Below are 21,628 nucleotides of genomic sequence, written 5' to 3'. Positions count from 1 at the left end.
ACAAAATCACATCGCTATGGCCTCATCACAAAATATTGCCGATATCCGGAACAACTACTCACAGCAGGCGCTGAACGAAGATTCGGTGGCAGAGAACCCGGTGCAGCAATTTAAAGTGTGGCTCGACGAGGCCATCACCTCGGAGGCACCCGAGCCCACAGCACTCGTACTTTCCACGGTGAGTGCCGCAGGCAAGCCCTCCGCCCGCGTGGTGCTTTTAAAAGGAGTCGACGATGCCGGGTTTACCTTTTTCACCAATTACAACAGCCGAAAGGGGCAGGAACTGGAAGCGTTTCCTTACGCCGCCATCACGTTTTTCTGGCCCTCTTTGGAGCGGCAGGTGCGCGTGGAGGGCAAAGTGGTGAAAGTGGCTCCCGAGGTATCGGATGAATACTTTCACAGCCGCCCGCAAGGAAGCCAAATTGGTGCCTGGGCCTCTCCCCAAAGCCAGGTAATACAAACGCGCGAAGAACTGGAGGAACTGGATGAGAAGTATAAGCAGCAATTTTCAGAGGTTGATGTTATTCCGAGGCCGTCGCACTGGGGGGGCTTTCAACTGCAGCCAGAGGCTGTGGAGTTTTGGCAGGGACGCCCGAACCGGCTCCACGACCGCATTCTCTATGAACAGGAGGACGGTAAGTGGCAGCTGAAGCGCCTTGCTCCCTGAAACCCGGCACAAAAGACTGGGCTGATTTAAACTTAGAAACCTGAACGAATGGCTGAAATACTACCCCTGCGCGCCTGGCGCTACAACAACACCCTGAATATAGAAGAACTCACCTCCCCCCTTTTCGATGTGGTATCGGACAAGCAACGGGAGGCTTTGTACCGCAACCCCATCAGCAGTATTCATCTTTCGGTGCCACTCGGCGATGAACCGGCAGCCAATGCAGCGCAGCTTTTGCAGCAATGGAAGGATAAAGGGGTGCTGCTGCAGGATCAACTACCGGGCATTTACGTGTATTACCAATATTTCCGCCTGCCCAACAGCGACAAGGACTATGTACGTAAAGGTTTTATCTGCAATATCAAAGCCTATGACTGGCACGAAAAAGTGCTGCTGCGCCACGAGAACACCATTCCGAGCGCAGTAAACGACCGTATTGAATTGCTGGAGCACACGGAACTCAACAGCAGCCCCACCCATGGCCTGTACACGGACCCGGATTTTATACTTGAGCCCTACATGGACGAAAGCATCCGCATGCCGCTCTATGAAACCGAGGACTACCAGGGCGTTCGGGATGTGCTGGCGGTTATCCATGACCATGCCATTATCAAGCTTTTTCTGGATACGCTAGCTGATAAAAAAGTGCTGCTGGCTGACGGGCACCACCGTTACGGCGGCTCGCTTGCTTACCGGCGCAAATGCATGGCTGAGAATCCTGCCCATACGGGAACAGAGCCTTACAACTACCACCTCATGTACCTGACAAACTCTGAGCACGATGACCTGCGCATACTTCCGACGCACCGCCTGCTCAGGAAGTTGCCACTATCTGACGAGGAGTTTCTGCAGCGCCTTTCGAAGTATTTCACCGTTACGCTGAAAGAGGACCCTTATGAGCTGAATGAGGTGATAGTGGGCAAGCCGTGGGCTTTCGGATTATACTTGAATGGCGCAGCATACAAGCTGAGGCTAAAGACAGAGGTGCACCCCTCCATTGAGTGGAATTTCCCGTCTGAAGTGAAGGAACTGGACCTGACCGTACTGCATTACTTTGTTTTTGAGAAGGTGCTGGGAATTTACCGCCAGGAGCAGCGCGACTACGAGGGCTTAAGCTATGAACGCAACTTCACGGCCTGCATTCGCAAAGTCGATAAAGGCGAGGCTTATCTGGCCTTGATCACAAATGATGTGTCGATGGAACAGGTGAAGCGGGTGTGCAACAGCGGCTCGGTGATGCCCCAGAAATCTACTTTTTTCTATCCCAAAGTAATTTGCGGATTCTTGTTTGGTTCAATTAAAGAAGATGAATTTACAACGGCCGCTGCTGCTTGCCTCTAACTCCCCCCGTAGAAAAGAACTGCTCGCCAGCCTTGGCCTTTCTTTTGAAGTGCTGGTAAAAGAGGTGCACGAGGATTTTCCGGAGCACCTGAAGCGGGAGCAGGTGGCCGAATACCTGGCCTCCCATAAAGCCGATGCCTATACTTCGGACATCACAGATCAGGTGCTGATAACCGCTGATACCATTGTTTGCCTGGGCGACCGGGTGTTGAACAAGCCAGCCGATTTTGCCGAAGCAAAGGAAATGCTTCAGGCTTTATCCGGTAAGCAACATGAGGTGATCACAGGCGTTTGCATCCTGAAGCAAGGGCAGAAAAACGTCTTCCACGACAGCACCAGTGTGTACTTCAAACGGCTAAGCGAAGCAGAGATAGACTACTACATCACGCAGTACAGGCCTTTCGATAAAGCTGGTGCCTACGGTATACAGGAGTGGATCGGGATGATTGGAATTGAGCGCATCGAAGGCTCCTATTTCAACGTGGTGGGCTTGCCAGTGCAAAAACTTTACACAAAACTGGTGGAGTTGGGAATCATAATGTGATGCATTCTAAGCTGTTCTGTTACACAACACTTATGAATAACCCTGAATTAGCTACCTTTGCAAACATTTGTACTTCATGTTATCTAAAGTATAAACAAAAAGCAATCAACAACGAGCAAGCAACATGTCATTTATAAAACTATACCTGGCTCCGGGCAAGGAGCATTCCCTGCAGCGCCAGCACCCCTGGGTTTTCTCGGGCGCGATTCGTAAAGCAGACGGCGAACCAGCTGAGGGCGACGTGGTGGAAGTATACTCCAGCAAACGCGAGTTTCTGGCCATGGGCCATTATGCCTTGGGCTCAATTGCCGTGCGAATTTTCTCTTTTGAGCAGGTGGAGCCGGATTATGCTTTCTGGAAACAGAAAGTGCAGAAAGCCTACGATTACCGCCAGCGCCTCGGCCTCACAGATAACCCTGAGACGGACGTGTATCGCCTGGTGTATGCCGAAGGAGACGGTGTACCCGGATTGATCGTGGACTTCTACAAAGACACGGCCGTGGTGCAAACCCACTCTTTGGGAATGTACGGCATCCGCGAACATATTTCGAAGGCGTTGCAGGAAATCTATGGCGGCAGGCTGCGCGCAGTCTATGATAAGAGTGCAGAATCGCTGCCGCCGAAATCGCCGGTTCAGGCGGAGAACGGCTACCTTTTCGGCAAGTCTGAAGGTGGTGTGGTAGTAACGGAAAATGGCAATAAGTTTTTCGTGGATTGGGAGAGCGGCCAGAAAACAGGCTTCTTCATCGACCAGCGCGAAAACCGTGATTTGCTTTCCCGCTACGTAAAGGACAAGTCGGTGCTAAACACCTTCTGCTACACTGGGGGCTTCTCTGTATATTCCTTGAATGCGGGAGCAAAAGAGGTGCACTCGGTGGACGTGTCGAAGAAGGCTATTGAGCTGACCGACAAGAATGCTGAGCTTAGCCAGGCACCGGAGAAACACGCTGCCTATGCCATGGATACCTTTGAGTTTATGAAGGGCAAGGAAGACAAGTATGACGTGATTATATTGGACCCGCCAGCATTTGCCAAGAGCAAGAATGTGCGCCACAACGCTCTGATGGGCTACAAGCGTCTGAATGCGGAAGCGCTGAAAAAAATAAAGCCGGGAGGCATTCTCTTTACCTTCTCCTGCTCACAGGTGGTAGACAAATACCTGTTCAACAACACCGTAATGGCTGCCGCCATAGACGCGGGCCGCAAGATCAAGATTATGCACCACCTTTCCCAGCCAGCGGATCACCCTATTTCTATTTTTCATCCGGAGGGCGAATACCTGAAAGGGCTTGTGCTATTTGTGGAATAGTGTTCCTTCTGAAAAAAACGACATAAAGCAGCATAAAATGAATTTAGCGCTGCTTCAATAAAAAAGCCGAAGCTGTATTTACTAGCTTCGGCTTTTTTATATGTTTGGAAATGCTAATTCACTAAAGGAGAACTAGCACCACAATAGGATCAGTCTTATGTCCTGCTACTTGTGTCCAATTTAAGATACTACAGCTGTCTCAGTCAACACCTGCGGCAGTTCCATCCGTATGCGCCACTCTTTTGGGTAGTAGTTATTTAGACGGTTTCCAATCTGCTTAGCCCAGCCCAGCGGGCGGCCTTTATACTGCAGGAGCAGCCAATCGGTGCCGCTGGTGCCGAGGGTAATTTCGTCTCTTCGCAGGAAGCGAAGTGCCTGCTCCAGGTCTAGTTCAGCCGTTTTGAAAGCATTTTTGTGCAGGTGCTGTGAGAGTGCGAGGCCCTGCAGCGGCTTAAGCTTTTTCCCATTCACTTCCGCTACTTCTGTGCCCGCATAGAGCACGTACAGTTGCTGGTATACTTCATCAGCCGCCTCAAACAATGCTTCGGGTATGGCGGAGATGATCTCATTATGCTGCACCCAAGTATAACTGCCCGGTTCCTGCAGCCAGTGCTCTACCAGTGCTTTCTCCTTCTTGCCTGCCACCGTCAATTTATACTTCTTCTTTTTGTTTTTGCTATGGCTGATCGGTTCAGCTTCGCCGGCTTTTCGCATCACTGCCATAAAAAATCCCTCTCCCTGCACGCGGTGCGGGTAAAAGCGGTAGCCTTCGACGCCATTCAGTTGTGTTGGCACCACGCCCCACTCCGGCTGCAGTGCCAGTTTTATACTTGCGGCTCCCTCCTGTTCCGATAGCCAACTCATATTTGCCTCGTTTTCCTGTTCGTTCCAGGTGCAGGTGCTGTATACGAGTATTCCCCCGGGCTTCAGCGCTCCCCACACGTCCATCAGAATCCGCTGCTGCCGCTGGGCACACAAGTTCACGTTCTCCTCCGACCACTCCCCTATGGCCCCAGGGTCTTTCCGAAACATGCCTTCGCCGCTGCAGGGCGCATCCACTACCATTACATCAAAGAAATGTGGTAACCTGCCAAAGTCACGTGGGTCGTTGCTGGTGACGAGCACGTTGCCGCTACCCCACTTAGCTACATTTTCGGCAAGTATGGAGGCCCTGCTGCGGATAACTTCATTCGAAACCAGCAGACTGTCCCTCGAGATCAGGCTGGCCAGGTGCGTAGATTTGCCTCCCGGTGCGCCGCAAAGATCCAGTACCTGCAGCGGCTCCTCCAGGTCCAGCACCTGCTTTAGTGCCTGCTCCAGAAACATGGAGCTTGCCTCCTGCACATAATAAGCCCCGGCGTGTATGAGAGGGTCTAGGGTGAAACTGGGGCGCTCGGGCAGATAAAAACCCGCCTCAGCCCAGGGAACGGGATTTAAAGCAATAGCTACTTCGGCTTTGGCCGTGTTCACACGAATGCTGGTTAGAGGCGCCTGCTGCAGTGCCTCCTGAAAGGCAGGGAACTCACTGTGCAGCAGGTGCTGCATCCGTTCGGAAAAGGAATCGGGAAGTTGCATGCTGCAAAGGTACGGCGAAAAAACGGGCTTCTGAAAGTATGGCTTAGGAAGCAGTTTGCTTCAGCTGCAGATATTGCGCCACAACGGGCACATCAGCCGGGCACCAATCGTAGGAAGGCAGGTCCTGCGGCAGCACCCAAGCGTATTCCTGGTGCTCTGCTAGTTTAACATTACCGCCCACATAGCGGCAGATGTACGGAATTAAGAGGATTGTTTTTGTGGGGTAAGTATAAACAACGGGCTCTAGCCGCGTCACAGGTAGAATAGCCAGGGCCAATTCCTCCTGCATCTCCCGGATCAAACACTCCTGCTCCTGCTCATTCGGCTCCAGTTTGCCACCTGGAAACTCCCACTGCAAGGGCTCGGGCATGTGCTTACTTCGCTGTGCGATCAACACATGGCCTTGTTTCTCTAAAATAGCACAGATTACTTTTATCATGTAGATAAAGGAATGAGAGGTGAGAGATCAAACCGCTTACACGTCTTTATTTCTAAAGACAGCCGCTGCCCTACTTGTGAAAATTTTCCTGTTGCTCTCCAGCATATAAAAGAGGTAACCAAGCAGCAGGCAAATTCCCAGATTTTGCCATACTGGTGATTCCTCTAGTAAACCGAAGTACAGCACTTGCACCAGGAAAATATGGTAAGATGCTTTCCCCAGAGTGGCCAGCAGTTTCAGGAAAATAACATTGGAGGATGAAGGCAGTAACCGCAGCCCCAGCCAAACCCAAAAGGCGGCATAGCCAAACGTGAGCAGGTGTTGCGTAAACCATTCCGGGCGCAGAAAATCTACCTTCAAGCCTTGATACACCACGAGCCACAGAAAGCCGGCAGCTATCACACCCAAAATAACCAGCGGCAGCGCAAACGGCCACTGTTTTTTGGCTCCAGGCGAATAGGCCAGCCACAGGCCAAACGCAATAGCAGAGAAATAACGCGGAAAAGCGGCATCATACAAATAGTTCTCCTTATCAAAGTATGCTACCTGCGTTGCCAAAAGCTGAAAGAGCACCTCCAGCACGACCAAGGTTATACTTGTTAGCACTGGTTTTTTCCTGAAGGCATAGCCAATGATGGGAAGCAGGAAAATGGACTGCAGCAACAGCGTAATGAAATAGTTTCCCTTTCCGGTTACAGGCAATACCCCTACCAAAGTATACCAGCTAAACGCCAGCACCGCTTCATTTGTAAGCCATTGCCACAAGAAGCCCACAAGTATGGACAAAGCAAAGATGAGCATGAATGGCGTTAGGATGCGGGTGGCTTTTTTGGTGAAATATTCCCGGGTGTACAGCAGGTTCAGGTGCTGTTCTTTGCGTTGGATGGATAGTCCCGCGTTCAGCCCCATCACCACCATGAACAAAGGCACAGCCTGCCAGATGTGGTACACCGCGTAGCTTTGAAGCAACTCCTGCCGGCTAAGGGAATGCAGCAGCAACACCATCAGGATGGCCAGACCTTTTATCACGTCTATCTGCTGAAAGTGCTTCATGTATAAAGGGAAAACATGCCTACGCCTGGTGCTCAAGTCGCCAGCCAGGCAGATGGTAAAAGTATAGATTTGACTTATTCCTGCCAAACAACCATTCGCCTTTGAAAGGATGTTTCAGACCTCAACGGTTGAATAGCAGTATACTTTACATAGGCAGCGAAGGAACTCATGAAAATAAGCCTTAACTATAAGTTTTTAATTGGTCTGGCGGTAAAACTGGTGCTCGCCTCCGCTGTTGTGTGTTTTCTGTTGGTGCAGCTGATCTGGGGCGATGCGGTAGAGGTGCCACTCTGGGGGCAACGCAGCATCTCGACAGACCTTGTGTCTTACAGCATCGTTTCCGGGTTCTTCACCAGCTACCTTGTAACGCGCAGTACGCGCAAAGCGCTGGATGAAAACAAGGTGCTTCCGCTGCACTGGCACCTTAAAAGCCAGACACTGATTGACAGGTTGCCGTCCCTTTCGCTGTTTCGTGCCTTTATCCTTTCACTTACAGGCGTTAGCACCTCCTTTATCCTGATACTGCTACTAGAGCTCAGCGGCTCTTATTTTGTTCCGCTAGCAGAGTATAAATTGCTTTTCGTAACCTACGGCATGCTTTTGTCGATAGCCATCACCATCATGGCTTTTTACCGCGCACTCGGCGACAAAGTGTTGAAAAAATCGGAACTATAAAAAAAGCATACCTGAAGTGAGTATGCTTTTTTAGATTAATGATTAAGGCTTCTTTATCTTAATTTATCTTTAAGAATCTCAAACTCCATGGTTGGCGAAATTCGCTCATATAAAACGTGGTAAACGGCCTTGGTAATGGGCATATCCACCTGTAGTTTCTGATTGAGCTGGTGGATGCTTTGAACGGCATAATACCCTTCGGCCACCATGTTCATTTCCACCTGGGCAGATTTTACGGTATAGCCACGGCCTATCATGTTGCCAAAAGTACGGTTGCGGCTAAACTGTGAATAGGCTGTTACCAGAAGGTCACCCAGGTAGGCGGAGCCGCTCAGATCGCGGTGAATGGGCATAATGCCATCCAGGAAGCGCTCGATCTCAAACATGGCGTTTGATACCAGCACCGCCTGAAAGTTATCGCCATAGTTCAGGCCACGGGCAATGCCGCAGGCCAGGGCGATCACGTTCTTTATCACCGCGCAATATTCTATGCCATCCAGGTCGTCGAGCGGGTTCGCTTTCACATAGCGGTTGCGCAGCAGTTCACAGAAGCGTTCGGCCGTAGGCATGTCGTGAGAGCCGATGGTGAGGTACGACTGCTTTTCTAAGGCTACTTCCTCAGCATGGCAAGGACCGGCAATAATAAGCTGATGCGAATTCGGTACATGGTACTTGCGCTCCATGAAATCAGTAATCAGTATGTTCTCCTTGGGAATCATACCTTTGATGGCCGAGATCAGCACCTTGCCGTGGAAAGCGTCCTCCGGTAAATCGGCAAGTGCCAGCTGCACAAATGCGGCTGGCACTGCTAGAATTACCCAATCCGAAGCGGCCACTACAGCCTTGATATCATCGGAGGGAAGCACATACTTTAAATCAAACGATACCTGGCTTAGGTAACGGGGGTTATGCCTGTATTCTTTCAGGTGCTGCACATCGTTTCTATTGCGCATCCACCAATTTACTTCTGCTTTATTTTCAGAGAGGATCTTTACAAGGGCTGTCGCCCAGCTTCCCCCTCCCAATACGGCTACTTTTTCCAATACGCTAATCTTCTTCTTGAGTGTCTGCGGCAATGGCCTGCTTGTTCAACGATTTCTCGTCTTTTACAGCTACCTTGGCTCCGTCTTCCAATGTCTTGGACACTGCCCTAAACGGTCCTGCCACTATTTTCTGTCCTTTGTTCAGGCCGCTGATAATCTCGATGTTGTCAAAATCACTGATGCCTGTTTTTACTTTTACGCTTTTAACCGTGTTGGTAGCTTCATCATAGGTAAACACCACTTCCTCCACCTTCACCTGAGCTGCCTCCTGGTTCTGGCTCGTTGCCTGGTTCTGGTTTTCCTCCTCCTGCTCACCCTCCTCCGGCTTTTCACCACCGGCCTTGTTAGCAGAACGTGTTGTTACGGCCGACAAAGGTACAGATAAAACATTTGACTTTCGCTCAGTCAGAATATCCACAGAAGCTGTCATACCAGGACGGAAAGGGCGGCTTGTTTTCTCACGCAGATGGCTGTACGAATCGTTTAGCAGGCGGATGCGCACTTCAAATTCCGTTACAGCCTCTAAGGTGGTAGCGTCTTTTGCTGTGTTGGCAATAGAGGTGACCACGCCTTTAAACTTTTCGTCGCGGCTGGCATAGGAGTCTACCTCTACGATAACTGAATCGCCGAGGCCTACGCGGATGATGTCGTTCTCATTTACATTCACGCGCACCTCCATTTTGTTCAGGTTGGCGATGCTCATGATCTCAGTACCGGCCATCTGCGAAGTTCCTACTACGCGCTCGCCCTGCTCCACGTTTAATTTGGAAACTATACCGCTGACAGGAGCATAGATGGTTGTTTTGTTCAGGTTTTCGCGGGCATCCTTCAAAGAGGCCTGTGCATTTTGAACATTGAACTCTGACGCTCTTACACTCTGGCGAGCCGATTCCACCTCTGATTTGGCGGCAAGGTAGTCGGCCTGTATCTGCTGCCACTCTGCCTGCGAAATCACTTTTTTCTCAAACAGCTCCTTGTTGCGGTTGTAGTTCTGCTCCGACTGCGAGAAGTTCGCCTGTGCCTGCGTCAGTCGCGCACGCGCCTGCGCCTGGTTGGCACGCATGGTGTTCACCGATGCTTGCTGTGCATCCACCATCGACTGGTAATTGTCGGGGCGAATGCGGAGCAGCAGTTGGCCCTGAACTACAGAGTCACCTTCCTCTACGTTCAGCTCAATGATCTCACCCGATACGTCCGGGCTTATCTTTACTTCCGTCTCCGGCTGTATTTTACCCGATGCGCTTACTTTCTCTACAATATCTGTCAGTTTAGCCTCTGCCAGCACCACTTCTGTTCCTTCTTCCTGGCCTATCCAGCCAGCTTTTTTGGCTACGATTACACCAACAATTACCAGTACAAGTACGCCGATCAGGATGGGAATCAGTCTTGATTTTTTCTTAGCCATAGTTTCTTAGAAAGAGATGTCTTCGCCCTGGTAGAAGTCCAGAACCTTTTGTTTGAAAGTGTACTCATACTTCGCCTGTAGCAGGTTCGACTGCGCAGCACGGTAGCTGTTGGCGATGATGTTGAAATCTACTGTATTGATCACGCCAGCATCTAAGCGCAGGCGGGCATTGCCATAGTTTTTTTCAGCAGCACGCAGTTGCTCTTTAGCGGCAACGTAGCGGCGCTGGGCGGCAATGGCATCCACGTATGCCTGCTCAATTGTCTGGCGCAGGTTGTTGCGGGCAATATCGGCTGTGATCTGGGCGTCCTGCTGCTGCAGTTTGGCACGCTGCACATTGCTGCGTACCTGCAGTCCGTTCAGGATAGGCACCTGCAGCGAAAAGCCGAAGTTTTTACCCACGCCATCCTTTAGCTGATCGATGTAACCGTAGGTTTCTCTTCTAAAGGTGGTAGTGGGCGTGTAAACGATAAATGGGTTTTTACCTTCTGAGTCTGTAAAGCCGATTGGAGTTGCCTGCAGCGCTCCCTGCTCCGGAAAGCGGAAATCACGGGCACTGGAATAAAAGGTGTTTAAGCCCCCGAACATGGACAGCCGCGGATAATAGCCACCCCGGGCAACGTCCAACGCTTTTTCAGCGCTTAGCACGCGCAGGTCAGCCGCTTTGATAGCCGGAAGCGTTTCCACGGCCACGCCATACACCTCCTCGCCTGTCAGCACTACGGGATTTTCGTCCGGTTCAGGAATTTCGGGTACTTCTATCTGAAACTCCTGTGAGGTAGGAATGTTCAGCAGCTGCATCAGCCCAAGACGCGAGATATCGCGCTGGTTCTCTGCATTGATAAGTTCCAGGTCATCTGCCGCCAACTGCGACTCCAGGTCCAGTACCGCATTTTCTGCCACACTGCCCGCGTCAAAAAGTATGGTCGTGCGTTTGAGTTGCTGCTGGGTAAGATCGCGTGTTTGCTGGGAGATCTTGATCAGTTCGTCGGCGAATAATATGTTCAGGTAAGCAGTTACTATCTGAATGGTGATGTCGTTCTGGGCGGATTGCACCTCCTGCTCCACTGCCTGTAACTCCAGTTCGTTCTGTTTGATGGCGTTCACCTGCTGAAAACCCATGAACAACGGAACAGAGGCGCTCAACTGAAAGTTATTTGTACGGCTTTGCTCTGAACGAAGCTCCGAGGTAGTTGGATCGACGTAGGTACCGTAGTTGAAGTTGTAAGAAGAGCCGCCGTTAATGGAGGGTAATCTTCCAAATCTTGCCTGGTTCAGGTCTGTCTGAGCCAGGCCCTTGCTTAGCAGGTTGCGTCTCACCTGCAGGTTATTGGCACTGGCATACGCAACGGCTTCCTGTAGGGTCCAGATATTGTCGCCGCTTGGTTCTTTCTGCGCAAAAGCGTCAGGCGCCCCAGCCAGCGAAAGCCCCAAGGCTGCCAGTAAGAGACTTTTAGGTAATTTTTTCATAGTGCTATTCTATTACAGGTCAATATTTGGGATGTAGATCACATGTTGCACCCAAGGCAGTTGCTTCAGGTACTCCAGCGTAATAGGCTTTATTCCAGAGTCCATCTCGATAAACTGCCTGGCGCGGTCGTTCTTGCCTTTGCGCGACACACTCATCGTGGCGATATTACAGTCGTCGTGCGCCAGCACAGAGGCGATGAAGGCTATACTTCCTTTGGTATCTTTAGCATCTATGATCAGCGTATGGAGCGTGGCGGAGAAACTGGCCGTAAAACCGTCTACCTCCACTATGCTGATCACGCCGCCGCCACGGCTCTGCCCGATTACCTCCACTGCTCTTTCCCCTGCCTTCAGATTCACCTTAATGGTGTTCGGGTGCATGGTAGAGGCGTTGCCAACTGACTTGAAGGTATACTTCATGCCCCGCTCGGCGGCATGGTCAAAGGCATCTTTGATGCGCTTGTCATCTGTTTTAAAATCCAAAAGGCCGGCTACAATGGCGCGGTCACTGCCGTGGCCTTCGTAGGTGCGGGCAAAGGAATTATAGAAGGTGATGATTGCTTCTTCCGGCGCAGCCCCAAGTATGCGAATAGCTGCCCGGGCAATGCGTACTACTCCTGCTGTATGTGAACTGGATGGCCCTATCATTACCGGCCCAATCATATCAAAAACGCTGCTTTTCTCAGCCATACTCTCCAATATCGTAAAAACCAAATTTAGGAATAAACTAGCAGTTTTGCGCTATTCCGGGGTTAAATAAGCTTTATTTCTACTAACACTATGAATCTGTCTACTAAACAGCCCCTTGCCTCCATTAAGCTATGGCCAAAATGGGAGCAGCCAGTTAATTTATACTTGTATTTGCCGTAAACCTTTAGCAGACAATCGGGAAGTATAAAAGTAGGCGCATGCTGCCAGCTTTAAATGTTTTAGTAATTTTGCCGTGTCACCTAACGCAAAACCTTACCTCATGGAGCATTCATTTAAACCGGAAGTGCTGGAACAGCTGAAGCGGCTGGAGGAAAAATACGTGCCTTTGGGCCAGGACCTGGCGGCTTACCTGGAGGGGCTGTACCATACCAGCTTTCTCTCCTATTGGGATTATATTCACCTCGATACGCTCCTAAGCCTGCAAAACCCGCGCACCAATATTCCGGATGAGAAGATCTTCATCATGTACCACCAGATAACTGAATTGTACTTTAAGCTTTGCCTGGAAGAGTATAAGCAAATAGGTGAAGACAAGGACATTACGCCGGAATGGTTCATGCGCCGCTTGAAGCGAATTAACCGCTACTTCGATAACCTGATTAACTCGTTTGATGTGATGGTGGACGGTATGGATCCCAAGCAGTTCCTGAATTTCAGGATGGCGCTGATGCCGGCTTCTGGTTTTCAGTCGGTGCAGTACCGCATGATCGAGATTGCCTCCACGGACCTGCGCAACCTGGTGGATAAAGCCAAGCGGGCGGTCTTGGGCCTGGAGAGCACGCACGAGGAGATGATTGGCTGCATTTACTGGAAAGAAGGTGCCACCGAGGTAGCCTCCGGTACCAAAACACTCACCCTGCTTCAGTTTGAGCAGAAGTATACTGCTCAGCTCATCGAATTCGCACGCGAATACGCTGATAAAAATGTGTGGCACGTGTACAAGCGCCTGCCGGAGGAGGCACAGCAGAACCCAAAATTGAAAGAGGCCCTGCGCGACCTGGACAGCAATGTCAACGTGAACTGGCCTTTGATGCACTACAAGTCAGCTGTGCGTTACCTGCAGCGCGACCCGGAGATAATTGCCGCCACCGGCGGAACGAACTGGCAGAAATACCTGCCGCCGCGTTTCCAGAAGCGAATTTTCTACCCGGAGCTGTGGAATGAGCAGGAGCTAGAGGAATGGGGCAAAGGTTGGGTAGACAAGGTGCTGAACGACGAGATATAGTTTCATTAACCGTTGGTCATTATTCGTTGCTTTATTTAATGGTTGGAGTGAAGGGCTAGTTTAAGTACTTTCTGATTCATCATCCTTTGAACCTGCCATACTTGGTGCATCCAGTGCTGATTTTATACTTGCCTGATTGAATTCCCTGCCCCTCTGCTTTGTTATAATTAGCTGGTAGCAAGTGTCGCTTAGCGATCATTTAATAAAGATTAATTAAAAAGTTTAAGGTTAACTACCTTACCTGTTGTAAATGAGAAAGAAAGAACTGGAGCTGTTGCTCCCTCCGGAAGTGGCGTTTGATGCGCAGCAACTGGACCAAGAAATTTTGAAAAGCGCAAAGGTGCAGCCATCGGAAGTGAAGTTTCTACACCGTGTGAAGCGTTCCATCGATGCCCGTGGCCGACAGCCGCAGGTGCGCGTGCGGGCTGATGTGTACCTCGACTCTCCTCCTTCCGATATTGTTTCCCCTACTTATACCTACTCGGATGTTACCAAGGCCAAACAGGTAGTAATTGTGGGCGCCGGGCCGGCGGGCCTTTTTGCTGCCTTGCGCTGCATTGAGCTTGGGCTAAAGCCGGTGGTGCTGGAGCGAGGCAAAGATGTGCGCAGCCGCCGCAGGGATCTGGCAGCTATCAACAAGGAGCACACGGTAAACCCTGATTCCAACTACTGCTTTGGCGAGGGAGGCGCAGGTACCTATTCGGATGGAAAGCTCTATACCCGCTCTAAAAAGCGTGGTGATTTGCAGCGCATCCTGGAGATATTCGTGCAGCACGGGGCTACACCCGATATTCTGTTTGACGCGCACCCGCACATCGGTACAAACAAACTGCCAAAGATCATCGAGGCCATTCGCGAAACAGTGCGTAAGGCAGGCGGTGAGGTGTTGTTTGATAAACGTGTTTCTGATTTTATACTGGAAGCCGGTGAAATGCGCGGTGTAGTAACGCGCGACGGGCAAACTTACACCGGCGAATCTGTGATTCTGGCTACCGGCCACAGTGCCCGCGATATATTCGAGCTGCTGCATGCGAAGGATATTACCATTGAGGCAAAGCCTTTCGCCATGGGAGTGCGCGTGGAGCACCAGCAGCGCCTCATCGACAGCATCCAGTATAAGTGCGAGGACCGCGGACCCTACTTGCCCGCATCATCTTACGCCCTGGTGCACCAGACGCATTACAACAACAAGCAGCGCGGTATCTTCTCGTTCTGCATGTGCCCCGGCGGCTTTATTGTGCCTTCTGCCACAGCGCCCGGCGAGGTGGTGGTAAACGGCATGTCACCGAGCCGCCGCGACTCGCGCTTCTCCAATTCAGGGATAGTGGTGGCCATTGAGCTGGAGGATATGGAACTGGACAAGTATGGTCCACTGGCTGGCTTACGGATGCAGCAGGAACTGGAGCGGAAGGCCTGTGAAATGGCGGGCGGTACCCAGAAAGCCCCTGCCCAGTTGCTGCAGGATTTTACCAGCCGCAGGAAGAGCAATGCCCTGCTCGAAACATCATATCAACCCGGCTTGGTTTCGGTGGACATGAACGAGCTTTTTCCGGAGGAGGTAGCGTACCGCCTGCGCGAGGGTTTCAAAGCTTTCGGCAACAAAATGCGCGGCTATCTCACCAACGAGGCACAAATTGTGGGCGTGGAAAGCCGCACCTCCTCCCCTGTCCGTATCCCCCGCGACCGTGAGACGCTGGAGCATGTGCAGGTAAAGCGATTCTTCCCTTGCGGCGAAGGAGCGGGCTATGCAGGCGGCATCGTTTCGGCGGCTATGGATGGAGAGCGCTGTGCCGAAATGGCGGCCTTGAAAGCTGGCGTAGCGGCGAAATAACTGCTGCTGAAGTTGTGCAACTTTAAATATCCAAAACCCCACAGGAAGTAGCCCTGTGGGGCTTTCTTATAAGCTTTGGGTGCTGCGGCAAGTATAGGCATCCAACTTTTTGCGTGGTGCGGAAGTAAAACAAAGGGAATGATGTTGAACTGAAAGACAAACGATAGATATGAAAAAGACCGTTGTATTGGGTGCTTCCGATAACCCAACCCGTTATGCCTACAAGGCCGTGCACCGGCTGCAGGCCAATGGGCATGAGGTGGTGCCTGTAGGAATTAAAAACGCCGTGGTGGGCGGAAAAAAAATTATCACTGATAAGAATCAGCCCATTGAAGACGTAGATACGCTCACGCTGTACGTGGGGCCGCAAAACCAGCCGGTATGGTATGATTATATTCTGAACCTGAAGCCCAAGCGCATTATTTTCAACCCGGGTACAGAGAACCGGGAACTGGAGCAGCTGGCTGAGGACGCAAACATTGAAACACTGCACCACTGCACGCTGGTAATGCTCGCTTCAGACAGTTATTAAGCAAAAATAAATTATGAAAGGAGCTTAACTTCTGTTAACCTCCATCGTATAGAAAAATGTAGTGCAGATGGCATTGTTGTCTATGCACAACTAAATAAGGGACCTCTAAAGGGGTCCCTTATTTGTTTTAGAAGCAGGCATTGCACTTAAAAAAAGCCATCAGCTCAAGCTTTCCTCTGGCTGATGGCTTTATGCATTGATATGATGGTTTTATAATTTGCTTTCCGCCGGCTCGTCCGGTTCTTCTTCCATCATGTGGCGCATGGTGGAGGCCATCGCACTATCCGGAACAATAGCAGACACAACTGTTTGTGCTTTGTTGATTAACCCAGAAACTATCCTCGTCTCCCCTTTCATCAATGCTTCGTAGCCGTCACGGGCTACTTCTTCCGGTTCAGACAACTTTCCGTTGGCGGCACGCGTGTGGGCGGCTCCCGCTCTTCGGAAGAACATGGTGTTGCTGGCACCAGGGCAGAGTACGGTCACTGTAATGTTTGTATCTTTCAACTCGTCAGAAAGGGCCTCGGAAAAGGACATCATAAACGCCTTGGTGGCGCCATATATAGCCATTAGCGGCGAAGGCATAAAGGAAACAACGGATGCCACATTGAGTATTTTTCCAGAGTCGCGCAGCATCATGTCCTGCAGGAACAGCTTGGTTAGTTCTACCGGTGTGAAGTTATTAAGCTGCATGATTGCTTTCTCGCGCTCCAGGTCCGTCTCATAAAACAAACCATGCACGCCGGCACCCGCGTTGTTCACCAGTACATCCACCCGGATGCCGCTCTTCCGCACTTCGTCGTACACTTCGCGGGCGGCCTCTGGCCTTGTCAGGTCAGCGGTGATAATACAGACATGCTCCAGCTCGTGCTCATCCTGCAATTGGTAACCAAGATTTTTCAGTCGTTCAGTGCTTCGTGCCACCAGAATCAGGTTATAGCCATCACGGGCGAATAATTTTGCAAATTCCATCCCGAATCCATTCGAGGCACCTGTTATCAGTACTGTCTTCCCTTTGTTCTCTTCTTTCATTGTTCTCATAGTTAAAGTTGCCGCTGCATTCCTGCAGTCCATGCATTTATGTACCAGTGCCGGCGGGTTTTAGTTGCCTGTGCCTCCTTTCAGAAGTGCCACGTTTACTAGATGGGGGCAGAGTTAAAGGTAGAAAGAAAGCCTCCGGAATTACTTCCAAAGGCTCTCCTATACTCAAAATCATACTTGGCTATCAAGCGGCTTCGCGCCGCAGCACTTCCAGGGGTGGCCGGTTCAGAATGCCGCGGCTGTTGAGCATGCCTATAAAAACCGTCAATACGGTTATGCCCAGGAACACGGGCAGCAGCGGTGTAAAGTCGGGCACAAAAGGCACCTCAAAGCTGAACACAGCCAGTGCCCAACTGGCTCCTACGGCAATGATCACGCCCGTACCGGCGGCCAATGCACCCAGCAGCAGGTATTCGAAGGCATTTATACTTAGAATTTGCTTTCGACTTGCTCCCAAGGTACGGAGAAGCACACTTTCCTGTATGCGCTGGTATTTGCTGTTGTTGATAGAGCCTATCAGCACCAGCAAACCGGTGGTGATGCTGAACAGCGCCATGAACCGGATCACAAAGGAAATCTTGCCCAGGATATCATCCAGCGTCTCCAGGATAAGCCCCAGGTCGATGGCCGACACGTTCGGAAACTGGCGCACTAGGGTTTGCTGAAATAGGGCCGATTGTTCTTCTGATTTGGTGCGCGTCATCAGCACATGGAACTGCGGAGCCTCCTCCAGCACCCCTTTCGGAAACACCACCAAAAAGTTTGTTTGCACCCTGTTCCATTCAATTTCCCTCAGGTTCGCGACAACTGTTGGCACCAGCGCTCCCTGTACATTAAAGATCATCGTGTCTCCCAGTTCTACTTTAAGCCGTTCAGCATAACGGTCTTCCAGTGAGATAGGGATGGGTTTACCAGGATTAGCTGCTTCTCCCTGCCACTTTCCTGCTATACTTGTTTCGGAGGAGATGAGGGAATCGCGGTAGGTGACGCGGTACTCGCGGGTGAAGGCCCAGTCGGGTATTTCCAGTGTGGTGTCTTTGCGTACATCGGCGGCTACCAAACCGTTCATCTCCTCCAACCGCATGGTTACCACCGGCACGTACTGCAACACGGGCAGCCCCTGCTCCCGTGTCAGTTCGGCCACTTCATCTTTCTGCACGTTCTGTATGTCGAACAGCACCATGTTGGGCTGGTTTTCGCTTCCGGCAAAGGCCACTTCGCTTAGCAACAGGCGCTGCATCAGGAAGAGCGTGGCAATCAGGGCTGTACCCAATCCGATGGATACAGTAAGCAGCAGCGTCTGGTTGTTCGGGCGGTACAGGTTGGCGAGGCTCTGGCGCCACACGTAGCCCCAGTTTACCGGGAAGAAGCGCTTCACGAGCCACATCATGCCCCAGGCTAGCAAGGCCAGCACTACGAAAGCCGCAAAAACGCCGCCCGTAAAAGAAAGCGCCTGCAGCCAGGTACCCAGCTGAAAGTAAGAGAATATGAATATAAAGGCCACAATCAGCACGTACACACCGATCCGAAGCTTGTCTTTATAAGGACTTGTTTCCTCCATGTTGCCGCGCAGCGTGATGAGCGGCGACACATTCCGGATGTTCAGGAGCGGTAGCAGGGCAAACAGCACGGCCACCACAATGCCAATGGCAATGCCCTGAAGTATGGCAGACCAGGAAATGGACACGTTCACCTCAACAGGTAAGAAGGCCTTGAAAAGCTCGGGCAGGTATAACTGTATCAGGCTACCAAGTATGGCGCCAACCACAGAACCGATCAGGCCCATGGCCATCACCTGGAAAAGGAAAACCAGGAAAGCCTGTTTGCCGCTCATGCCCAGGCAGCGCAGCACACCTATGGAAGGCAGCTTCTCCTTGATATACACGTGCACCGCGCTGGCAACACCAACACAGCCCAGCAGCAACGCCACAAATCCCACCAGGGCAAGGAAACGCGCCAGGTCCTCGTAAGATTTGCCGGTGCTTTCCTTTCGGCTCTCAATGGTATCGTAGCCAAAGCCCGCTTCCTCAAGGCGTGGCTCCAGCTTCTCCACCAATTTGTCCGCATCTGTTTTGGCGGGTAGTTTATAGTAATGGTAGTAGCTGATGCGGCTTCCCTTCTGCAGCAGGCCGGTTTCCTCCAGGTAGCGGCGCGGGATGTAAACCGCAGGTGCCACCGTAGCCGTCATGGCCGTTTGGCCGGGTATTTTTTTCAGGGCACCGGCAATCTCGAAAGTCTGGTTGCCAATCTTAATAGAGTCGCCGGGCTTGGTGTTGAACTGCAGCAGCAGCGTCTGGTCCACGAGGGCTTGCCTGCCGCCGCTTCGGAAGCTTGTGCTCGCATCTTCGGGCTCAGATTCTATCGCGCCATAGTATGGAAAGCCGCCACGCTCCAGCGCGCGTACCTGCACCAGCCGCGTACCGCCTGAAGCCTTGAACAGCACCATCGACACAAACCGCACCTCATCCGAGCGATCACCGCCAATGGCGATGGAATCCAGCAGCAGCTGCATGTCTGTCTCGATCTCCTTGTTGGATGCTATCACCAAATCAGCGCCAATAAGCGACTTTGCCTGGCTGTTGATGTCAGAGCGCAGGTTATCTGCAAAAGAGTTGATGGCCACCAGGGCGGCAATACCCAGCACAATAGAAGAAATGAAAAGGGCCAGCCTCCCGCGGTTGCGGCGACTGTCGCGCCAGGCCATCTTCAGCAACCAGGGCAGGTTAAGAGCGTTTTTCTTTTCCGGGTGGATGATGACGTCAGACATAGATTAATTAGGAATGGGTAATGAGGAGTGCATACTGGTTGAAGGCAACGAGCTAATGATTATCTGCAAATTGTTATGATCATTTTCTCAATTCCTCTTGATAATTCATTAGTCACTACTATTTATTCATTGTAATCACTGTTTATAACAGATGAGGTGACCTGGTCTGATACCAGCGTGCCGCCTTTAATGCGGATGATGCGGTCTGTTTTCTCGGCTAATTCCAGATCGTGCGTTACCAGCACTAGTGTGGTGCCGGATTCGCGGTTCAGGTCGAACAGCAGTTTCTCCACGCGCTCGCCCGTTTCCTCGTCCAGGTTACCGGTTGGCTCATCCGCAAAAAGTATGGCTGGCTTGTTAGAGAAGGCCCTGGCAAGCGACACACGCTGCTGCTCGCCGCCCGAGAGTTGTGTGGGGTAATGGTCGTGGCGCTCTGCCAGCCCCACGCGCCCGAGCAGCTCCAGGGCCTGCTTCTGCACGTTCTTCTCACCGCGCAGCTCCATCGGCACCATCACATTCTCCAGTGCCGTCAGTGTGGGAATCAACTGAAAGTTCTGAAAGATAAACCCCACATACTGGTTGCGCACCTGCGCCCGCTCGTCCTCAGAAAGGTTGTCAAGCTTGATGCCGTTAAGTATAACCGAGCCTGATGAAGCGCGGTCGAGGCCGGCACAAAGGCCCAGCAGCGTGGTTTTACCGCTGCCCGAAGGGCCCACGATGGCACAGACATCACCGGCCTGTAGTGAAAAATTTATACCTTGTAACACGGTAAGGTGTCGGTCGCCGCTATTATACGTTTTCTGTAGGTTCTGTATATCTAGTATGGTTGGCACGGGTAAAGTATATATTAGGAGATGAAACAAGACTAGTGCAGAAAAGCAAAGCAAGAAACATGCAGCTATTCCACATTAAACCAAATAACTAGTACGCCACGTTATAGTTTTTGGGTTGACTAAGTATAAATGTAGATAAAAAAGTGATGTTATGACGATAGAAAAACGAATTATAGCCTATAGTATAGCTGCCCTGGGAGTCATTTATGGCTGCAATGAGGCTGACACTACACGCGTGGCTGAGGAAGCACCCAGCAAAGCCACCACAAAATCTGCTCAGCCAAACGCGGGAGAAGAAACAGGAACCCAAACAATCCTTTTTTTCGGAAACAGCCTGACAGCCGGCTATGGTTTGGAGCCTGACCAAGCTTTTCCGGCACTAATACAGGAACGCATCGACTCGCTGGGACTGCCTTACAAAGTGATCAATGCGGGGGTGAGCGGCGAGACCACAGCCGGTGGCAAAAGCCGCATCGATTGGCTCCTGAAACAGCCTGTTGATGTGTTTGTACTGGAGTTGGGTGCCAACGACGGGTTGCGCGGAATTCCGACGGAGCAATCGTACAGCAACCTCAAAGCGATTATCGAGAAAGTGCGGGCCAAGAACCCGGATGTCAGGATTGTGCTGGCAGGCATGCAGATTCCGCCAAGTATGGGACAGAAGTATGCCGCACAGTTCAGGGAAATGTATACCCGTATTGCTGAGGAGGAAGATGTGGCGCTGATTCCTTTTCTGCTGGAGGGCGTGGCCGGCCAGCGGGAGCTAAACCAGGAAGACGGAATACACCCAACGGTGGAAGGGCAGAAAATATTGGCGAGCAATGTATGGGAAGTGCTGCAACCCGTGCTGGAGAAAGAGGCATAAGCTTATGCCTTTATTAATGTCCACAAAATTTTTTACTTTTTTTCGGGGTAAGGGTAACCTTCTTTTGGCCGTGGCGTAATTGTGTATGGCTAAAAGTTGAAAATTTGATTTTCAAATAAAAATAAAGGCGGCTCCCGGACGGGGAGCCGTTTTTGTTTTACATCCTATTCAAGTGTCATTCATTGCTTCGGATGACGCGATCATACCTTAAGCCCTGCTCCCCTCACCGCAAGCATATCGCAGCAAGTATACTTCGCACTTCTCCCTTCTCCTAGTAATCTTCTAAATCATTCTCAGGTCAT

Annotated in this window: 19 protein-coding genes; 9 read left to right on the top strand and 10 right to left on the bottom strand. The window is 51.3% G+C overall.

What is annotated here, in order from left to right; all coding sequences use genetic code 11:
* The first annotated feature begins 16 nt into the window (after window positions 1-16).
* The 4 genes from pdxH (at window position 17) to A0W33_RS18940 (ending at window position 3,861) form a co-directional block, all read left to right on the top strand.
* Complete coding sequence (gene pdxH / locus A0W33_RS18955) at window positions 17-667, top strand: pyridoxamine 5'-phosphate oxidase (protein WP_068839656.1); 651 nt, start codon at window positions 17-19, stop codon at window positions 665-667.
* 48 nt (window positions 668-715) lie between these two features.
* Window positions 716-2,008 (top strand): DUF1015 domain-containing protein, encoded by a 1,293-nt coding sequence (locus A0W33_RS18950; RefSeq protein ID WP_068839655.1) that lies wholly within the window; start codon window positions 716-718, stop codon window positions 2,006-2,008.
* Window positions 1,974-2,552, top strand: coding sequence for a Maf family nucleotide pyrophosphatase (locus A0W33_RS18945; protein WP_082815304.1), 579 nt, complete (start codon window positions 1,974-1,976; stop codon window positions 2,550-2,552). Before A0W33_RS18950 ends, A0W33_RS18945 begins: the two co-directional genes overlap by 35 nt.
* Window positions 2,553-2,676: 124 nt before the next feature.
* The gene (locus tag A0W33_RS18940; RefSeq protein ID WP_068839653.1) at window positions 2,677-3,861 is read left to right on the top strand and encodes a class I SAM-dependent rRNA methyltransferase; all 1,185 of its coding nucleotides are present in this window, start codon (window positions 2,677-2,679) and stop codon (window positions 3,859-3,861) included.
* Between the two features lie 180 nt (window positions 3,862-4,041).
* On the opposite strand, the gene A0W33_RS18935 is transcribed toward A0W33_RS18940, so the two are convergent.
* From A0W33_RS18935 to A0W33_RS18925, 3 genes are read right to left on the bottom strand one after another with little or no spacing between them, the layout of a single operon-like run.
* Window positions 4,042-5,436: a methyltransferase RsmF C-terminal domain-like protein gene (locus tag A0W33_RS18935; RefSeq protein ID WP_068839652.1), complete on the bottom strand. Its 1,395-nt coding sequence runs from the start codon at window positions 5,434-5,436 to the stop codon at window positions 4,042-4,044.
* A 43-nt stretch (window positions 5,437-5,479) separates the two neighbouring features.
* Window positions 5,480-5,875: a (deoxy)nucleoside triphosphate pyrophosphohydrolase gene (locus A0W33_RS18930; protein ID WP_068839651.1), complete on the bottom strand. Its 396-nt coding sequence runs from the start codon at window positions 5,873-5,875 to the stop codon at window positions 5,480-5,482.
* Between the two features lie 36 nt (window positions 5,876-5,911).
* Window positions 5,912-6,928, bottom strand: coding sequence for an acyltransferase family protein (locus A0W33_RS18925; protein WP_068839650.1), 1,017 nt, complete (start codon window positions 6,926-6,928; stop codon window positions 5,912-5,914).
* A 168-nt stretch (window positions 6,929-7,096) separates the two neighbouring features.
* Here A0W33_RS18925 and A0W33_RS18920 point away from each other — a divergent pair, with 168 nt between their 5' ends.
* Window positions 7,097-7,603, top strand: coding sequence for a hypothetical protein (locus tag A0W33_RS18920; RefSeq protein WP_068839649.1), 507 nt, complete (start codon window positions 7,097-7,099; stop codon window positions 7,601-7,603).
* A 53-nt stretch (window positions 7,604-7,656) separates the two neighbouring features.
* On the opposite strand, the gene A0W33_RS18915 is transcribed toward A0W33_RS18920, so the two are convergent.
* From A0W33_RS18915 to sdaAB, 4 genes are read right to left on the bottom strand one after another with little or no spacing between them, the layout of a single operon-like run.
* The gene (locus A0W33_RS18915) at window positions 7,657-8,646 is read right to left on the bottom strand and encodes an NAD(P)H-dependent glycerol-3-phosphate dehydrogenase (protein ID WP_172798139.1); all 990 of its coding nucleotides are present in this window, start codon (window positions 8,644-8,646) and stop codon (window positions 7,657-7,659) included.
* Between the two features lie 4 nt (window positions 8,647-8,650).
* On the bottom strand, window positions 8,651-10,051 hold the full coding sequence (locus A0W33_RS18910) for an efflux RND transporter periplasmic adaptor subunit (protein WP_068839647.1): 1,401 nt from the start codon (window positions 10,049-10,051) through the stop codon (window positions 8,651-8,653).
* A gap of 6 nt (window positions 10,052-10,057) precedes the next feature.
* Window positions 10,058-11,521: a TolC family protein gene (locus A0W33_RS18905; protein WP_068839646.1), complete on the bottom strand. Its 1,464-nt coding sequence runs from the start codon at window positions 11,519-11,521 to the stop codon at window positions 10,058-10,060.
* A 12-nt stretch (window positions 11,522-11,533) separates the two neighbouring features.
* On the bottom strand, window positions 11,534-12,211 hold the full coding sequence (sdaAB, locus tag A0W33_RS18900) for an L-serine ammonia-lyase, iron-sulfur-dependent subunit beta (protein WP_068839645.1): 678 nt from the start codon (window positions 12,209-12,211) through the stop codon (window positions 11,534-11,536).
* Between the two features lie 280 nt (window positions 12,212-12,491).
* Between sdaAB and A0W33_RS18895 the strand changes: the two genes are divergently transcribed.
* From A0W33_RS18895 to A0W33_RS18885, 3 genes are all read left to right on the top strand, one after another.
* A complete protein-coding gene (locus A0W33_RS18895; RefSeq protein WP_068839644.1) occupies window positions 12,492-13,457 on the top strand; it encodes a tryptophan 2,3-dioxygenase family protein in 966 nt (321 codons plus the stop codon).
* 250 nt (window positions 13,458-13,707) lie between these two features.
* Window positions 13,708-15,288 carry an NAD(P)/FAD-dependent oxidoreductase gene (locus A0W33_RS18890; RefSeq protein WP_068839643.1) on the top strand — a complete coding sequence of 527 codons (1,581 nt, stop codon included), beginning with the start codon at window positions 13,708-13,710 and terminating at the stop codon, window positions 15,286-15,288.
* 169 nt (window positions 15,289-15,457) lie between these two features.
* On the top strand, window positions 15,458-15,820 hold the full coding sequence (locus A0W33_RS18885) for a CoA-binding protein (RefSeq protein ID WP_068839642.1): 363 nt from the start codon (window positions 15,458-15,460) through the stop codon (window positions 15,818-15,820).
* Window positions 15,821-16,030: 210 nt separating this feature from the next.
* Here A0W33_RS18885 and A0W33_RS18880 read toward each other — a convergent pair whose 3' ends face one another.
* The 3 genes from A0W33_RS18880 to A0W33_RS18870 all read right to left on the bottom strand — a co-directional run bounded on the left by A0W33_RS18880 (window position 16,031) and on the right by A0W33_RS18870 (window position 20,461).
* A complete protein-coding gene (locus A0W33_RS18880) occupies window positions 16,031-16,852 on the bottom strand; it encodes an SDR family NAD(P)-dependent oxidoreductase (RefSeq protein WP_216637166.1) in 822 nt (273 codons plus the stop codon).
* A gap of 193 nt (window positions 16,853-17,045) precedes the next feature.
* Complete coding sequence (locus tag A0W33_RS18875; RefSeq protein ID WP_068839640.1) at window positions 17,046-19,628, bottom strand: ABC transporter permease; 2,583 nt, start codon at window positions 19,626-19,628, stop codon at window positions 17,046-17,048.
* 122 nt (window positions 19,629-19,750) lie between these two features.
* Complete coding sequence (locus A0W33_RS18870; RefSeq protein ID WP_068839639.1) at window positions 19,751-20,461, bottom strand: ABC transporter ATP-binding protein; 711 nt, start codon at window positions 20,459-20,461, stop codon at window positions 19,751-19,753.
* A 151-nt stretch (window positions 20,462-20,612) separates the two neighbouring features.
* On the opposite strand from A0W33_RS18870, the gene A0W33_RS18865 reads away from it, so the two are divergent.
* On the top strand, window positions 20,613-21,326 hold the full coding sequence (locus A0W33_RS18865; RefSeq protein ID WP_068839638.1) for an arylesterase: 714 nt from the start codon (window positions 20,613-20,615) through the stop codon (window positions 21,324-21,326).
* Window positions 21,327-21,628 lie beyond the last annotated feature (302 nt).

The sequence above is a fragment of the Pontibacter akesuensis genome (genome assembly GCF_001611675.1).
Taxonomy (GTDB): Bacteria; Bacteroidota; Bacteroidia; order Cytophagales; family Hymenobacteraceae; genus Pontibacter; species Pontibacter akesuensis.
Note: the sequence above shows the minus strand (reverse complement) of the source record. Positions and strands in the feature narration are given on the sequence as shown.

Coding starts and splice junctions, on each gene's coding strand:
- pdxH (WP_068839656.1), top strand. CDS start 17: ATGGCCTCATCACAAAATATTGCCGATATCCGGAACAACTACTCACAG.
- A0W33_RS18950 (WP_068839655.1), top strand. CDS start 716: ATGGCTGAAATACTACCCCTGCGCGCCTGGCGCTACAACAACACCCTG.
- A0W33_RS18945 (WP_082815304.1), top strand. CDS start 1,974: ATGAATTTACAACGGCCGCTGCTGCTTGCCTCTAACTCCCCCCGTAGA.
- A0W33_RS18940 (WP_068839653.1), top strand. CDS start 2,677: ATGTCATTTATAAAACTATACCTGGCTCCGGGCAAGGAGCATTCCCTG.
- A0W33_RS18935 (WP_068839652.1), bottom strand. CDS start 5,436: ATGCAACTTCCCGATTCCTTTTCCGAACGGATGCAGCACCTGCTGCAC.
- A0W33_RS18930 (WP_068839651.1), bottom strand. CDS start 5,875: ATGATAAAAGTAATCTGTGCTATTTTAGAGAAACAAGGCCATGTGTTG.
- A0W33_RS18925 (WP_068839650.1), bottom strand. CDS start 6,928: ATGAAGCACTTTCAGCAGATAGACGTGATAAAAGGTCTGGCCATCCTG.
- A0W33_RS18920 (WP_068839649.1), top strand. CDS start 7,097: ATGAAAATAAGCCTTAACTATAAGTTTTTAATTGGTCTGGCGGTAAAA.
- A0W33_RS18910 (WP_068839647.1), bottom strand. CDS start 10,051: ATGGCTAAGAAAAAATCAAGACTGATTCCCATCCTGATCGGCGTACTT.
- A0W33_RS18905 (WP_068839646.1), bottom strand. CDS start 11,521: ATGAAAAAATTACCTAAAAGTCTCTTACTGGCAGCCTTGGGGCTTTCG.
- sdaAB (WP_068839645.1), bottom strand. CDS start 12,211: ATGGCTGAGAAAAGCAGCGTTTTTGATATGATTGGGCCGGTAATGATA.
- A0W33_RS18895 (WP_068839644.1), top strand. CDS start 12,492: ATGGAGCATTCATTTAAACCGGAAGTGCTGGAACAGCTGAAGCGGCTG.
- A0W33_RS18890 (WP_068839643.1), top strand. CDS start 13,708: ATGAGAAAGAAAGAACTGGAGCTGTTGCTCCCTCCGGAAGTGGCGTTT.
- A0W33_RS18885 (WP_068839642.1), top strand. CDS start 15,458: ATGAAAAAGACCGTTGTATTGGGTGCTTCCGATAACCCAACCCGTTAT.
- A0W33_RS18880 (WP_216637166.1), bottom strand. CDS start 16,852: ATGAAAGAAGAGAACAAAGGGAAGACAGTACTGATAACAGGTGCCTCG.
- A0W33_RS18875 (WP_068839640.1), bottom strand. CDS start 19,628: ATGTCTGACGTCATCATCCACCCGGAAAAGAAAAACGCTCTTAACCTG.
- A0W33_RS18865 (WP_068839638.1), top strand. CDS start 20,613: ATGACGATAGAAAAACGAATTATAGCCTATAGTATAGCTGCCCTGGGA.